General features: G+C 60.2%; 15 protein-coding genes and 1 pseudogene. 9 read left to right on the top strand and 7 right to left on the bottom strand.

Features of this window, described 5'->3' with window-relative positions; all coding sequences use genetic code 11:
• Nucleotide 1: 1 nt before the first annotated feature.
• From K6118_RS12405 to K6118_RS12390, 4 genes are all read right to left on the bottom strand, one after another.
• Nucleotides 2-487: a GNAT family N-acetyltransferase gene (locus tag K6118_RS12405; RefSeq protein WP_247120682.1), complete on the bottom strand. Its 486-nt coding sequence runs from the start codon at nt 485-487 to the stop codon at nt 2-4.
• Nucleotides 488-570: 83 nt separating this feature from the next.
• Complete coding sequence (gene grpE, locus K6118_RS12400) at nt 571-1,146, bottom strand: nucleotide exchange factor GrpE (protein WP_247120681.1); 576 nt, start codon at nt 1,144-1,146, stop codon at nt 571-573.
• Between the two features lie 23 nt (nt 1,147-1,169).
• Nucleotides 1,170-2,213 (bottom strand): heat-inducible transcriptional repressor HrcA, encoded by a 1,044-nt coding sequence (gene hrcA, locus K6118_RS12395; RefSeq protein ID WP_247120680.1) that lies wholly within the window; start codon nt 2,211-2,213, stop codon nt 1,170-1,172.
• A gap of 74 nt (nt 2,214-2,287) precedes the next feature.
• The gene (locus tag K6118_RS12390) at nt 2,288-2,692 is read right to left on the bottom strand and encodes a VOC family protein (RefSeq protein ID WP_247120679.1); all 405 of its coding nucleotides are present in this window, start codon (nt 2,690-2,692) and stop codon (nt 2,288-2,290) included.
• 111 nt (nt 2,693-2,803) lie between these two features.
• Here K6118_RS12390 and K6118_RS12385 point away from each other — a divergent pair, with 111 nt between their 5' ends.
• The 6 genes and pseudogenes from K6118_RS12385 (at nt 2,804) to hemW (ending at nt 7,400) form a co-directional block, all read left to right on the top strand.
• Nucleotides 2,804-3,250, top strand: coding sequence for a MarR family winged helix-turn-helix transcriptional regulator (locus tag K6118_RS12385; RefSeq protein WP_247120678.1), 447 nt, complete (start codon nt 2,804-2,806; stop codon nt 3,248-3,250).
• An 84-nt stretch (nt 3,251-3,334) separates the two neighbouring features.
• Entirely contained in the window at nt 3,335-4,168 is an 834-nt protein-coding gene (locus tag K6118_RS12380; RefSeq protein WP_247120677.1) for a substrate-binding periplasmic protein, read from the top strand.
• Nucleotides 4,169-4,351: 183 nt separating this feature from the next.
• Complete coding sequence (locus K6118_RS12375; RefSeq protein WP_247120676.1) at nt 4,352-4,786, top strand: hypothetical protein; 435 nt, start codon at nt 4,352-4,354, stop codon at nt 4,784-4,786.
• A 102-nt stretch (nt 4,787-4,888) separates the two neighbouring features.
• Nucleotides 4,889-5,605, top strand: a complete 717-nt coding sequence (gene rph, locus K6118_RS12370; protein ID WP_247120675.1) for a ribonuclease PH — start codon at nt 4,889-4,891, stop codon at nt 5,603-5,605.
• Between the two features lie 78 nt (nt 5,606-5,683).
• Nucleotides 5,684-6,211, top strand: a pseudogene (locus tag K6118_RS12365) (non-canonical purine NTP pyrophosphatase); the annotation flags it as partial.
• Nucleotides 6,189-7,400: a radical SAM family heme chaperone HemW gene (gene hemW, locus K6118_RS12360; protein ID WP_247120674.1), complete on the top strand. Its 1,212-nt coding sequence runs from the start codon at nt 6,189-6,191 to the stop codon at nt 7,398-7,400. The pseudogene K6118_RS12365 and the gene hemW, both read left to right, overlap by 23 nt.
• On the opposite strand, the gene K6118_RS12355 is transcribed toward hemW, so the two are convergent.
• Nucleotides 7,369-8,538 carry a penicillin-binding protein activator gene (locus K6118_RS12355; protein ID WP_425531549.1) on the bottom strand — a complete coding sequence of 390 codons (1,170 nt, stop codon included), beginning with the start codon at nt 8,536-8,538 and terminating at the stop codon, nt 7,369-7,371. The genes hemW and K6118_RS12355 overlap by 32 nt on opposite strands.
• A 312-nt stretch (nt 8,539-8,850) precedes the next feature.
• Here K6118_RS12355 and rsmI point away from each other — a divergent pair, with 312 nt between their 5' ends.
• The 3 genes from rsmI to gshB are packed head-to-tail and all read left to right on the top strand — an operon-like array spanning nt 8,851 to nt 11,097.
• Nucleotides 8,851-9,723, top strand: coding sequence for a 16S rRNA (cytidine(1402)-2'-O)-methyltransferase (gene rsmI, locus K6118_RS12350; protein WP_247120672.1), 873 nt, complete (start codon nt 8,851-8,853; stop codon nt 9,721-9,723).
• Nucleotides 9,720-10,085 (top strand): YraN family protein, encoded by a 366-nt coding sequence (locus tag K6118_RS12345; RefSeq protein WP_247120671.1) that lies wholly within the window; start codon nt 9,720-9,722, stop codon nt 10,083-10,085. The genes rsmI and K6118_RS12345 overlap by 4 nt, the downstream gene beginning before the upstream one ends.
• A gap of 58 nt (nt 10,086-10,143) precedes the next feature.
• Nucleotides 10,144-11,097 carry a glutathione synthase gene (gene gshB / locus K6118_RS12340; RefSeq protein ID WP_247120670.1) on the top strand — a complete coding sequence of 318 codons (954 nt, stop codon included), beginning with the start codon at nt 10,144-10,146 and terminating at the stop codon, nt 11,095-11,097.
• Nucleotides 11,098-11,171: 74 nt separating this feature from the next.
• Here the strand turns inward: gshB and K6118_RS12335 are convergent, their stop codons facing one another.
• Both K6118_RS12335 and K6118_RS12330 read right to left on the bottom strand, forming a co-directional pair.
• Nucleotides 11,172-12,080 (bottom strand): ParB/RepB/Spo0J family partition protein, encoded by a 909-nt coding sequence (locus K6118_RS12335; protein WP_247120669.1) that lies wholly within the window; start codon nt 12,078-12,080, stop codon nt 11,172-11,174.
• 33 nt (nt 12,081-12,113) lie between these two features.
• Entirely contained in the window at nt 12,114-12,911 is a 798-nt protein-coding gene (locus tag K6118_RS12330; RefSeq protein WP_247120668.1) for a ParA family protein, read from the bottom strand.
• Between the last annotated feature and the right edge of the window lies 1 nt (nt 12,912).

Genomic DNA, 12,912 nt, shown 5'->3' with positions numbered 1-12,912 from the left:
GTCAGAGCGGTTTGGCAAGCACGATTTCCTTCGGCCTGAAACCGAATTTTTCATAGGCCCTGAGCGCGCCCGTGTTGGCAACAAGCGCCGATATCCGCAGATCGGCAAGCCCGAGCGCGCGGCAGCGGTCCTCGGATTCCTTCAGAAGCGCCTGCGCGATCCCCTGCCCACGCTTTTCCGGCACCAGATACAGGTCGGAGATAAAACCGTAGCGGCCCTTCTCGGGTTTCACATAGCTGCCCTCTTCCGCTTCGGCGAAGCAGACGAGAAAACCGATAACCGCGCCGTCCTCCTCGGCGACCAGGGTGAAGCCACCGGTGCGCACGGCTTCTTCTTCCAGGAAGGTCATGTGCGTGTCCGCCGACGCCAGATCGGTGAGCCGGTCGCCGATGAAGGCATTCTCATAAGTATTGAGCGCCGCCATCATGCGCACGCACGCGGGCCTGTCCGCCGGTCCGCTCAGCCTGATCGTCACATCCCCGACCATATGTCTTTCCCCTAAAACATTCCCAATGAGAAAAGCCCCATCCTTAAGGGACGGGGCTTCCAAAATATTCAAGCGTCAAAGCCTCAGGCTTCGGTGTCCACCTTCTGGGCGGCACCCTTGGCGACACCAACCATGGCGGGGCGAAGAAGCCGATCCTTGATGACATAACCCGCGGTCACGACCTGCACCACACTGCCGGGCGCAACCTCATCGGTCGGCACCTCGAACATGGCCTGGTGGAGCAGCGGGTCAAACTTGTCGCCAGCTTCCGGCTTCACTTCGCGGATGCCGTGGCGCTCAAGCGTGTTCAGAAGCTCACGCTCGGTCATGGTCACGCCTTCGACAAAGCTTTTGAGCGTGCCTTCGATCTCTTCCGGCAGCGTATCAAGCGCGCGGCGGAGGTTGTCGCTGACGTTCAGCATGTCGCGGGCGAAGCCGGTGACGGCATAAGCGCTGGCGTCCTGCTTGTCCTTGTCGGCGCGGCGGCGCACATTCTCGGTTTCGGCAACCGCGCGCAGGAGCTTGTCCTTCAAATCGGCGTTTTCGGCCTGAAGCTGGGCCACGAGGTCGTCGCCGTCCTGGGCTTCGGCCTGCATCTCTTCAGCTGCCATCTCTTCGGCGGCGTCTTCAGCCATCTCGTTCTTCTGGTCTTCGCTCATTGCGTCTTTACCCTACCATTTCGTTACAGAAGGCGGCTTACCACACGGGCGGTATAGTCCACCATGGGCACAATCCTGGCGTAATTGAGCCGCGTGGGCCCGATGACGCCGATCACACCAACAATCTTGTTCGCGCCATTCATATAGGGAGAAACCACGAGCGATGAACCCGAAAGCGAAAATAAATTATTCTCCGCTCCAATGAACAGCCGTACGCCGCGCCCGTCTTTGGCCAGTTCCATCAGTTTGATCAAGTCTTTTTTGCGCTCAAGCTCATCGAAAACCTGGCGGATACGCTCAAGGTCCTCCGCGGCTTCGACATTGTCGAGGAGATTGGCGGTGCCGGAGACAATCAGCGACGCCGGCAGCTTCTCATCCGCCTTGCCGGACCAGACGGCGAGCCCGGCCTCGACCACGCGTGTCGACAGGGCGTCCAGCTCGGCCTCGTGGGTCGCAAGCTCACGCTTGACCTGGATGGCGGCTTCTTCGAGCGTCTGGCCCGCAAGCCGGGCATTGAGATAGTTCCCCGCCTGCACCAGCGCATAGGGCGGCAGGCCCGCGGGCAAAGTGACCATACGGTTTTCGACCGAACCGTCTTCGGCCACCATCACCACCAAGGCCCGGTCAGGCCCCATGGGGACGAATTCGATATGGCGCACCGCCTGGTCGGTTTTCGGCACCATCACCACCGACGCACAGCGCGACAGGCCCGAAAGCGCCTTGGTTGCTTCCCCGAGCACATCCTCGACCGAACGGCCAATGGTGGCGCAGCGGCCGCGGATACTTTCGCGTTCATCTTTCGTCAGGTTGCCGACTTCCATCAACCCGTCGACGAAAAAGCGCAGACCGATATCGGTCGGTACCCGGCCCGCCGAGGTATGCGGAGCCGCCAGAAGCCCAAGCTCCTCCAGGTCCGCCATGACATTGCGGATGGTCGCGGGCGAGACGCCGATCCCGTCCGTACGGCTGATCGTACGCGAGCCAACGGGATCGCCGGTTTCGAGATAGGTCTCGACAATCCGGCGGAAAATCTCTCTGGAACGGTCATTCATCTGGGCAAGCGACATGGGTACACCTTTATCCATGCCCAGAATGTAGGAACGGCGAGGCCCGGCGTCAATTGCCGCCGCACCCAAGTCCGTTATTCAGTTGGTTTTTCGAAATTGACCATCCAGGGAATGCCGAACCGGTCCACGGTCATGCCGAAGCGTTCGGCCCAGAAGGTCTCGCCGATCGGCATCCTCACCGTGCCGCCTTCTGAAAGGCCCGCGAACACACGCTCGGCCTCGGCCACGCTAGATGTATCCACATTGAGGGTGAAGCCCGCGGGCTTGTCATAGCGGTCCGAGGGGGCGTCGGACGCCATGATGATCGTGCCGCCCACATCGATCCGGCCATGCATGACCTTATCCATCATGCCTGGGTTCGGTTCGGGGCCATCAGCGTAGGTCATCAGCGACAAGACCCTGGCCCCGAGCAATTTTTCATAAAGCGCAAAAGCCTCACGGCAGTCGCCGTCAAAAAATATATAAGGGTTTGTTTTCATGCTGTTCGTTCCACTGCTGCCGGACCCAGGCCGAGGTTCATTCCCGCTTTTTATGATTTATGTTTATATCAACCTATTGACTTTCGCGTTGATGTCAACACTATTATTGACATGACAAAGAAAGAAAAATTGCCGTTCGACCGGACCCTCCACGTGCACGACCACTGTTTGTGTATGCAGCTTCAACGTGCCGCGCGGGTAACTGCACGCCTGTTCGACGACGCCTTCCGGCCTCTCGGCCTGACCAACGGGCAGTTTTCCATCCTGATGGCGCTGAACCAACCGGAAGCCCCGACCATCGGCCGGGTTGCCGACATCCTGGCGATGGACCGCACCACGCTGACCGCCAACCTGAAGCCCCTGGAACGCCGCGGGCTTGTGGCTGTCACGGTCGACAAGAGCGACAAACGGAGCCGCCGGCTGAGCCTCACGGAGGCAGGCGATGCACTCCTGGCCGAGGCTTATCCGATCTGGCAGACGACCCTTGAAGAGGTTGAGCGCCGTTTGGGGTCCAAAAACACCGATATGCTCAGGCAGAAGCTTGTTGCACTCAGCTAACTAAAGTTGCAGAGTGCGGCCCGGTTTACCGTACATTAACGGACATCACGAAAGATATTGGGACTCCGGATGGGGGAGACGCCGATGACACGGTTCTTTCGACTGTTGGTTTGGGTACTGGCAGCCGCGGCTGGAACGCTTGCGGCTTCTGAGGCTTCCTTTGCCTGCTCGAAAACCTTGGTTTTCGGCACCACTGACTATCCCCCTTATGTCATCTGGCAAAAAGATGGTCGTGTCAGCGGGCTCGATGCCGACCTGCTCGCCGGCGTCATGAAACGGGCGGGCTGCGCTTACCGTTTCAAATGGGTGCCGTTCAAGCGCGCGCTCCGCGATGTCGCCTTCGGGGCGCTCGACGGGATGCCGGTTGTCTCCCAAAACCCGGAGCGGGCCAAAACCGGCTATTTCACCCTGACCATGCGTCATGAATTCATCGCCGCCTTTGTCCGGGCCGACGACAGCCGGGCCCTGGCGATGACTTCCCTTGACGGGCTCATCGCCTCAAACCTGAAGGTCAGTTATGTGCTGGGCGGCTGGCACGGCAAGGCCTTCATGGACGCGGTGGAGCATAATGCAAACTTCAAACGCCGGGTCCGCACGGTTACCGATTTTGAAACCCTGTTCAAAGCCCTTCATGCCGGTCTGACGGACATTGCCGTCGTCGATATCCTGATTGGGCGTCAGATCCTCAAGGATCACCCCACGCTCGGCCCCATCCTTGCGCTTCCCTTTCCGGTCAACACCGACAATCTTTCCATGATGCTGAGTAAAAAGACGGTCACGGAAGCCGACGTCGCCAAAATCAATGCGGCGCTCAAGGCCTTCCGCGCCAGCCCGGACTATATGAACACCATCCGTGCCTATGCCTCCCCTGACATGGCTGATTATATCGCGGGCAAGGCCGGCCAAGAGGCCGACTAAGACGCGAAAGCAACCACCCCCCGCAAGCATGGCTTGATCCTCATCCGTCTCAGCCCCTAAGATGAAGGCTGACCCCGCCGTGCCGGGACAATAAGCGGAAGGCCAACAGACATGGTGAAAAGCCCAATAAAAGCCGTAGCGGCGGTATGTCTCACCCTCGGTCTAGCCCTCGGCGTGGGAAGCATGAGCAAAACGGTCGCGGCCGACAAGGCTGCCACACCAGCCCAAAGCTATGTTCCAGGCCTCGGCGATATCATGACCGCGGGGGTCCAGCCCCGGCATATCAAGCTATGGTTCGCCGCCCGGCAGAAAAACTGGCCCCTCGCAGCTTACGAATATAACGAGCTTCTCGAAGCCCTGGCCGACGCAAAAACCTACCAGCCGCGCTGGAAGGACCTCGATATCGGCGAGATGATCGAACAGAACACGGCAAAACCGCTGGCCAACCTCAAGAAAACCATCGACGACAAGAACGAAGCCGCCTTCATCCAGGCCTATATCGCGCTGACCAAAAGCTGCAACAGCTGCCACAAGGAAGCCGAGCATCCGTTCATTGTGGTCCGCGTCCCCTCAAGCGTCTCATTCCCGGATCAGGACTTCCGGCCGCAAAGCCATTAAGCCGACCCGCAGCCCTTCAATGGCTTTGTCCTTTGACCTCAGCCTCCGCTGGCAGTAGAAGAGGCGTCAAACTTGACGCTCTTAAAAACTGAAGGACACAGAATGCGACCCTCCGGCCGTGCCAACGACGAAATGCGCTCCCTTGAAATGATCCCCGGCTTTTCCAAGCATGCCGAAGGCAGCTGCATGGTGAAGTTTGGTGATACCCACGTGCTCGTCACCGCCAGTTTCGAGGAACGTGCGCCATCCTGGCTTCGGGACAGTGGCCAAGGTTGGGTGACCGCCGAATATGGCATGTTACCGCGCTCGACCCACGGCCGCATGAACCGCGAAGCCGCCCGCGGCGGGCAATCGGGCCGCACCCAGGAAATCCAGCGTCTGATCGGCCGCTCCATGCGGGCAATCGTCGACCTTTCCAAGCTGAAGGAAAAGCAGGTCCGGCTCGACTGTGACGTCATCCAGGCGGATGGCGGCACGCGCACGGCCTCCATCTCCGGCGCCTATGTCGCTTTGCACCAGTGTTTCGAATGGGCCTTAGAGAAAGGCCATATCGACACCATGCCCTTCACCGACAGCGTCGCCGCGGTTTCCTGCGGCATCTATGAAGGCACCCCGGTTCTGGACCTGGATTATGACGAGGACAGCAGCGCCCACACCGATGCCAATTTCGTGCTGACCGGCAAGGGCGGCATCGTCGAGATCCAGGGTACGGCTGAGAAGGAGCCCTTCTCCGAAGAGGAATTCCTGCGTCTGCTGCGTCTCGCCCGCATCGGCTGTGACGAGATCAAATCCCACCAGAATAAAGTGCTGGGGCTCTGATCCATGGCGCGGCATTTCGACGGCAGCAAGCTGGTCATCGCCAGCCACAATAAAGGCAAGGTCCGCGAAATCGGCGAGCTTCTGGCGCCGTTCGGCGTTGAGACCGTCTCCGCCGGGGACCTTGGCCTGCCGGAGCCGGTCGAGGACGGCACCACCTTCATCGCCAACGCCGAGATCAAGGCGCTCGCCGCCGCCAAAGCCTCCGGCCTGCCCGCGCTTGCGGACGACAGCGGGCTTGAGGTCGCCGGACTTGACGGCGCGCCGGGCATCTATAGCGCACGCTGGGCCGGGCCCGAAAAAGACTTCACCCTCGCGATGCAGCTGGTGCATGACCGCCTGGGCGACAACCCGGACAAAAGCGCCAATTTCACCTGCGCGCTCACGCTCGCCTGGCCCGACGGCCATATGGAAAGCTTCGAGGGCAAGGTGTTCGGCACGCTCACCTGGCCGATGCGCGGCGACAAGGGCTTCGGCTATGACCCCGTCTTCATCCCCGAAGGCCATGACATCACCTTCGCCGAAATGGAACCCCAGGCCAAACACGCCATGAGCCACCGGGCGAACGCCTTCCGGCAGTTGATCGATGCCTGCTTCAAACAGGCCTGACGTGGAAGCGCCCGCGCTTCCCGCCAGCCCGCACGAAGGGCCGGCCGCCATTTATGTGCATTGGCCCTTCTGCCTGAAGAAATGCCCTTACTGCGACTTCAACAGCCATGTGCGGGATGAAATCTCCCACGCTGACTGGCGGAATGCACTCGTGACTGAAATCCGCCATTTCACCGGGCTTTACCCCAACCTGAAAGCCAGTTCGATCTTTTTTGGCGGCGGCACCCCGAGCCTGATGGAGCCGGACACCGTCGCCGCGGTGATCGATGAGGTCCGTTCCGCCTGGGCCCCCGAAAGCGAGATCGAGATCACGCTGGAAGCCAACCCGTCGAGCGTTGAAGCCGGGCGCTTCCGGGCTTACCGGCAGGCTGGGGTCAACCGGCTTTCGATCGGCATCCAGTCGCTGAGGGATGACGCACTCCAGTTTCTTGGCCGCCTGCATACTGTCGAAGAAGCCCTGAAGGCTTTAGAAGTCGCGCGGGACAATTTTGGCCGCGCCAGCTTCGACTTGATCTATGCCCGTCCTGGCCAAAGCCTTACTGACTGGCGGCAGGAGCTTTCCGAAGCGCTGGCTTTCGGCATGAGCCACCTGTCACTCTATCAGCTGACCATCGAGGAAGGCACCGCCTTCTACCACCAGTTCCAGCGCGGGAAATTCACCCTACCGGATGAAGACGAAGCCGCCGCGCTTTATGACCTCACGCTGGAGATGACCGACAAAGCCGGGCTCCCCGCCTACGAAATCTCGAACCACGCCCGGCCGGGCGAGGAATCGCGCCACAATCTGTCCTATTGGCAGGGGGATTTCTATCTCGGCATCGGCCCCGGCGCCCATGGCCGCGCCCCGCACCCTGATTTCGGCGCCGCATCGGCGACCGCGCAGATCAAACGCCCGGAAGATTGGCTCGCCTCCGTCCGCGCCCATGGTCATGGCACCCAAGACATCGAAACCGTCTTAGCGGAAGATCGGATGGTCGAAGCTTTGATGATGGGCCTCAGGCTCATGGAGGGGATTGACCTGAAAGCGCTCGAAAACCGCTTCGGTGTTGCAGCGGCAACAGTAATAAACGCGGAAATGTTGCAGGAGCTGACGGCAGGCGGCTACCTGCAACAGTCAGGCTCCCGCCTTGCGCTCACCCCCAAGGGGCGGCCGCTTCTCAATTATCTCCTTGGGAAACTGCTTGCCTGAGCGAAAAGCCAAACGCCGGGAACGCCGTCTCGGCCGGGTCGACCACATGGAAGCCGTCTTTCGCGACCTCCAAAATCGCCAGCGCCCGTTCGTTCAGACCATCCGGCTGCAGCCGGAACAGGCCATCAACGCCTGAGAAACCGTGTTCGTCCGTTAAGTATTTGGCATCAAAGGGATTGTCGTCCGCCTTACCGCTCCAGCCGCGCGCCAGCGTCGCCACCAGGCTCATGGCATCATAGGCGATGGTGGTAATGCGCGGCGGGGTCTCGTCATACATTTTCTGGAACCGGGCCATGAAGGCAGACGGTTTTTCAGGATCGGGGGCCGCGAACCAACCACCCTGCAGGGACGGTTCCTTCAGGATCGCAGGGTCGTTCCACAGCCCTGTGCCGATATATTTCACCTTGTCGGGGTCAACCTCATAAAAGGACAGGAGCGTCGCCACGGTCCTCAAGAGCGACCCACCTTCCGGCACCAGCACCACGTCATAGGGGACTGGGTCCAGCTTCTCAGCCTTTTCAAGGTTTTCCGCGACTTCATCGGTCATGTCATCGTCGAGCGACCGCAAAAACCGCACCTCGCTCCTGAGCGCCCGGCGCCGGGCGTCATACCGCGCGAGCGCCTTGATCGGCTCTTCCGCCTCTTTCGCGTCCGGGGGATAACTTTCCATCGCCATGATCTGGCCGCCACCTGCCGAGACCGCATCCCCGAACGCCGCGCGGACCCTATCGCCATAAAGGCCTTCGGGCAGCAGCGCCGCATAGCGTTCCAGGCCCTTGCTGGTGGTATAGTCGATCACGCGCTGGATTTCGGTTTCCGGCAGAAAACCAAGGATATAGCGGCCGGGCGCCGCGACCCGGCTGTCATTCGAAAACCCAAGAAGCGGGATATGGAGAGGCGTAAGCACCTCCCCCGCCGCGCGCACATTGTCCCCCAACAGCGGACCAAGCACGATCTGCGCGCCGGAATCAACAGCCTTCCGGGCCGCGTCAGCCGCCCCGGCCGGGTCGCCCTTGGTATCGAACGGCATCAAGCTGATCCGCGGGTCATAGGCGTCGAAAAGCGCCATCGCCGCCGCCTTCAAAAGCGCAGACCCGGCATCCCGTTCGGGACCGGAAAGCGGCAGCAGGATCGCCACCTTGAAAGACGCTTCAGAAGGAGCAGTGACATCCGCCGGCGCCGCTTGGTCTGATCTTGTCGTCTGGGAAGCTGCCGCCTTTTCAGGCGCTGACACCCGAGCCGAGGGCGGCGGCGTTTCCGGGCCACAAGCAGAAAGCATGATAAGACCCGCGAAAATCAGCAGCTTTTGCAGGAAATGTCCGATGCCTCTTGCAACCATGTCCGACCTTGGTGTTTTGTGGCTGGGGTTAAGTTCCTTTACACCCTATCCGGGCTGCACCCTATCGGGAAATACCCACGGTGTAAATTATTGCAAACATGGACATAAAAGATGGCTGAAATCAGGTGCGACCAAAAAATTGTCTCCGGCCTTTATGTGGTCGCGACGCCGATCGGCAACCTCGCCGATATCAGCAGCCGCGCCCGCCACGTGCTATCGAATGTCGATATGATCGCCTGCGAGGACACGCGGCTTACCGCCAAGCTTTTGACCGCCTACCTCATCAAAAAGCCGCTTCTGCCCTATCATGAGCACAATGGTGCCCACCAGCGGCCGAAGCTTCTGGCCGCCATCGCGGAAGGCAAAAGCGTGGCTCTTGTCTCCGATGCAGGCACGCCGCTGATCTCCGACCCGGGCTTCAAGCTGGTCGCCGAAGCCCAGGATGCCGGCCATTTCGTCACCTCAATCCCTGGGCCGTGCGCAGCTATTACCGCGCTGTCGCTCGCCGGTCTGCCGACAGACAGGTTTCTGTTCATGGGCTTTCCGCCGGTGAAAAGCCAAGCCCGTCAGACCTGGTTCACGGGGGAAGAACACACACCCGCCAGCCTGGTTTTCTATGAAAGCGCCAAACGCCTGCCCGACTGCCTTAAAGATGCCTATGCGTCTCTGGGCCCCCGCCCCGCCGCCGTGTGCCGGGAACTGACCAAAAAGTTCGAGGAAGTCCGGCGCGGCACGCTTGAGGAACTATCCGCCCATTATGCCGAAGCCGGGTCCCCGAAAGGGGAAGTCGTCGTGGTCATCGGCGCCGGTGAAAAACATAAGTCGTCTGGAACGACTGAATTTGAAACCGAGAAGCTTCTTAAAGTATCCCTTGAACATATGAGCGTGAAATCGGCTGCAGCCTTTGTCGCAGAACTCACCGGTGAACGAAAAAAAGACATATATAACAAGGCGCTTGAGCTTACAGGTGCAAGGGACGGATGAGCGAGAAACGGAAAGACGCGGAAAGACGCGGACGCCGGGCCGAAACCCTCGCGGCGGCGTGGCTCAGCCTTAAAGGCTACCATATTGTCGCGCGGCGCTTCCGGGGCCGCACCGGGGAAATTGACCTCATCGCACGGCGCGGTAGGCGGATTGCCATTGTCGAGGTCAAGGCGCGCGCAAGACGTGAAACCGCCCTTGAGGCCATCAGCACGACCCAGCGCCAGCGTATCGAGCGCGCCGCCAGCGAATGGCTCGCAAGGCAGCCCCAAGGCGTTTTCTCGCTAAGATTTGATGTTATCGCCATTGTACCCTGGCGCCTGCCCGCCCATATCATGGACGCCTGGCGCCCAACCGGGTATTAACAAAAACGATCAGCAAGCCGCCCATCCTCCGGGCGCCGTTTAAAAAGGCCAAACCATTATGACAGCACAGTCCCTCAAGGTCGCGATCCAGATGGACCCGATGCACGGCATCAATATCGAAGGCGACAGCAGCTTCGCGCTCGCGCTCGAGGCCCAGGCCCGCGGCCATACGCTGTGGCACTATCTGCCGGAGGACCTGAGCTACCGCCACGGCCAGGTGGTTGCCCGGGCCCACCGCATGATCGTGCGGCAGGAGAAGGATAATCACTATAGCTTCGGCGATCCGGAGATTATCGACATCAGCGATATGGACGTGGTGCTGATGCGCCAGGACCCACCGTTTGACATGGCCTATATCACCGCGACCCACCTGCTTGAACTGGTGCAGCCCGGCACGCTGGTGGTCAATGACCCGGTTTCGGTCAGGAACGCGCCCGAAAAGCTGTTCGTCACCAAATTCGCCGACCTGATGCCCCCGACCCTGATCACTCGCCGGCTCGATGAAGTGCAGGCTTTCCGCAAGGAACATGGCGAAATCATCGTCAAACCGCTTTATGGCAACGGCGGCGAAGGCATTTTCCACCTGAAGACGGACGATTCCAACCTCAGCAGCCTGATGGAAATGTTCACCAACCTGAGCCGGGAACCCGTGATGGTGCAGCGTTTCCTGCCGCAAGTCCGCGAAGGCGACAAGCGCATTATCCTGATCGACGGTGAACCGCTCGGCGCCATCAACCGCGTACCCGCGCGCGGCGAAGTCCGGTCGAACCTGGTGGCTGGCGGTCGGGCGGAAAAGTCCGACCTGACGCCACGGGAGAAGGAAATCTGTAACCGGCTTGGCCCCGAACTCAAGCGGCTGGGGCTGATTTTCGTCGGTATCGATGTGATCGACGGCTGGCTGACCGAAGTCAACGTCACCTCACCGACCGGTATTCTGGCGATCAACCGCTTCGATGATGTGAAGCTGGAGGCTGACATCTGGAACGCGATTGAATGGAAAATCGATAAATAGCCAGTAATATCAATATGTTATAAAAAGGCCCGGTCGCATTGCCGGGCCTTTTGCATTTTAACCTGCGGGGTTTATCAGAAGCCGCAAACGCCCAGTTTCGAGCACAGCTCGTCCAGCTCCTCAAGCGTTTCGTACACAATGGTCACACGGCCGCCTTCACCTTCATGGTCGATGGACACCTTGAGGCCGGTCGCAGCGCTGAGGTCTTTCTCCAGCGCGACGGTATCGGCATCCTTCTTCTTGCCAGATCCGCTGCCGCCCGGACGCGGCTCGCGCTTTACCTTGCCCTTGGCTTCATTGGCGAGCGCCTCGGTCTGGCGGACGCTCAGGCCCTCCCGCACGATACGCTGCGCCAGGGCAACCGGATCCTCGGCCCCGATGAGTGCCCGGGCATGGCCCATGGAAAGCTCCGCAGCTTCCACCATGACCTGAACCTTTTCAGGCAAGGTCAGGAGACGCATCAGGTTTGTGACATGGCTGCGGCTTTTGCCGACAAGCTCGGCCACCGCTTCCTGGGTGTGGCCGAATTCTTCCATCAGCGCCCTGAACCCGAGGGCTTCCTCGATCGCGGTCAGGTCCTGACGCTGGATATTCTCGATAATGGCGATCTCAAGGACTTCACTGTCCGTCAGTTCCCGCACGACGACAGGGACTTCGTGGATGCCTGCCTTCTGGGCCGCGCGCCAGCGGCGTTCGCCTGCGACGATCTGATAACGTTCGGGGCCAACCTCCCGCACCAGGATCGGCTGCAACAGCCCCTTGTCCTTGATCGACGCGGCCAGCTCACCAATCGCGGCTTCGTCAAAATGACGGCGCGGCTGGGCGGCATTGCGTTCGAGGAATTCAATCGGCAAGTGGCGGCGACCAGAGCCAGACGCTGTCGGTTTCCCGATCGAGATATCCTGTCCCTCAAGCGGCGGCCGATCGTCAGCCAGCAGAGCGGACAGGCCCTTCCCCAAGCCTTTACGGACTGTTTTTACCATAACAACATACCCTAACTTATTGTTTTTATTGACTTATGCAGCAACCTTGCGGTCACGGCCAAGAAGCTCCCGCGCGAGCTTGATATAAGCCTGGCTGCCAACGCAGCGGTGATCATACAGAAGCGCCGGTTTGCCGTGGCTTGGCGCCTCGGAAATGCGCACATTACGCGGAATCACAGTTTTATAGACCTTGTCGCCCAGATAGTCGCGCACATCGCCCGCCACCTGGTCGGACAGGTTGTTGCGCTTGTCGAACATGGTCAGCACGACACCGTTGATGGTGAGGTGCGGGTTGAGGCTTTCGCGTACCTGCTCAACCGTTCTCAGAAGCAGGCTGAGACCTTCGAGCGCGAAAAACTCACACTGGAGCGGCACCAGAACAGAATCGGCCGCCACCAGCGCATTGATGGTCAGGAGCGACAAGGACGGCGGGCAATCAATGAGAATATAGTCATATGTCTCACGCGCCTGGGCTTTTTCAAGCGCATAGCGCAGACGGAAATTTCGGTGCGGCAGCTCGGCCAGCTCAAGGTCGGCGCCGGACAGGTCGACAGTCGACGGCACGATCGAAAGCCCAGGCACTTCCGTGGGCATGACCGCATCATCGAGCGGCGCCGCGCCCAGAACCACATCATAGGAGGTGATTTCGCGGTTGTGGCGGTTGATGCCGAAGCCGGTGCTGGCGTTACCCTGTGGGTCGAGATCGAGGATCAGGACCCTCTTTTTGACCGCGGCCATCGCGGTTGCCAGGTTAATTGCGGTGGTGGTTTTGCCGACTCCGCCTTTTTGATTGGCTACGGCAATGATATGTGCGCCAGCCCCGTGCTGCATC

Source organism: Kordiimonas marina, assembly GCF_023006325.1.
In the GTDB taxonomy this organism is placed as follows: domain Bacteria; phylum Pseudomonadota; class Alphaproteobacteria; order Sphingomonadales; family Kordiimonadaceae; genus Kordiimonas; species Kordiimonas marina.
Note: the sequence above shows the minus strand (reverse complement) of the source record. Positions and strands in the feature narration are given on the sequence as shown.

What these genes read in the sequence shown, in the direction of transcription:
- K6118_RS12405 (WP_247120682.1), bottom strand. Translation starts at nt 487, where the DNA reads ATGGTCGGGGATGTGACGATCAGGCTGAGCGGACCGGCGGACAGGCCC.
- grpE (WP_247120681.1), bottom strand. Translation starts at nt 1,146, where the DNA reads ATGAGCGAAGACCAGAAGAACGAGATGGCTGAAGACGCCGCCGAAGAG.
- hrcA (WP_247120680.1), bottom strand. Translation starts at nt 2,213, where the DNA reads ATGTCGCTTGCCCAGATGAATGACCGTTCCAGAGAGATTTTCCGCCGG.
- K6118_RS12390 (WP_247120679.1), bottom strand. Translation starts at nt 2,692, where the DNA reads ATGAAAACAAACCCTTATATATTTTTTGACGGCGACTGCCGTGAGGCT.
- K6118_RS12385 (WP_247120678.1), top strand. Translation starts at nt 2,804, where the DNA reads ATGACAAAGAAAGAAAAATTGCCGTTCGACCGGACCCTCCACGTGCAC.
- K6118_RS12380 (WP_247120677.1), top strand. Translation starts at nt 3,335, where the DNA reads ATGACACGGTTCTTTCGACTGTTGGTTTGGGTACTGGCAGCCGCGGCT.
- K6118_RS12375 (WP_247120676.1), top strand. Translation starts at nt 4,352, where the DNA reads ATGAGCAAAACGGTCGCGGCCGACAAGGCTGCCACACCAGCCCAAAGC.
- rph (WP_247120675.1), top strand. Translation starts at nt 4,889, where the DNA reads ATGCGACCCTCCGGCCGTGCCAACGACGAAATGCGCTCCCTTGAAATG.
- hemW (WP_247120674.1), top strand. Translation starts at nt 6,189, where the DNA reads ATGCCTGCTTCAAACAGGCCTGACGTGGAAGCGCCCGCGCTTCCCGCC.
- rsmI (WP_247120672.1), top strand. Translation starts at nt 8,851, where the DNA reads ATGGCTGAAATCAGGTGCGACCAAAAAATTGTCTCCGGCCTTTATGTG.
- K6118_RS12345 (WP_247120671.1), top strand. Translation starts at nt 9,720, where the DNA reads ATGAGCGAGAAACGGAAAGACGCGGAAAGACGCGGACGCCGGGCCGAA.
- gshB (WP_247120670.1), top strand. Translation starts at nt 10,144, where the DNA reads ATGACAGCACAGTCCCTCAAGGTCGCGATCCAGATGGACCCGATGCAC.
- K6118_RS12335 (WP_247120669.1), bottom strand. Translation starts at nt 12,080, where the DNA reads ATGGTAAAAACAGTCCGTAAAGGCTTGGGGAAGGGCCTGTCCGCTCTG.
- K6118_RS12330 (WP_247120668.1), bottom strand. Translation starts at nt 12,911, where the DNA reads ATGCAGCACGGGGCTGGCGCACATATCATTGCCGTAGCCAATCAAAAA.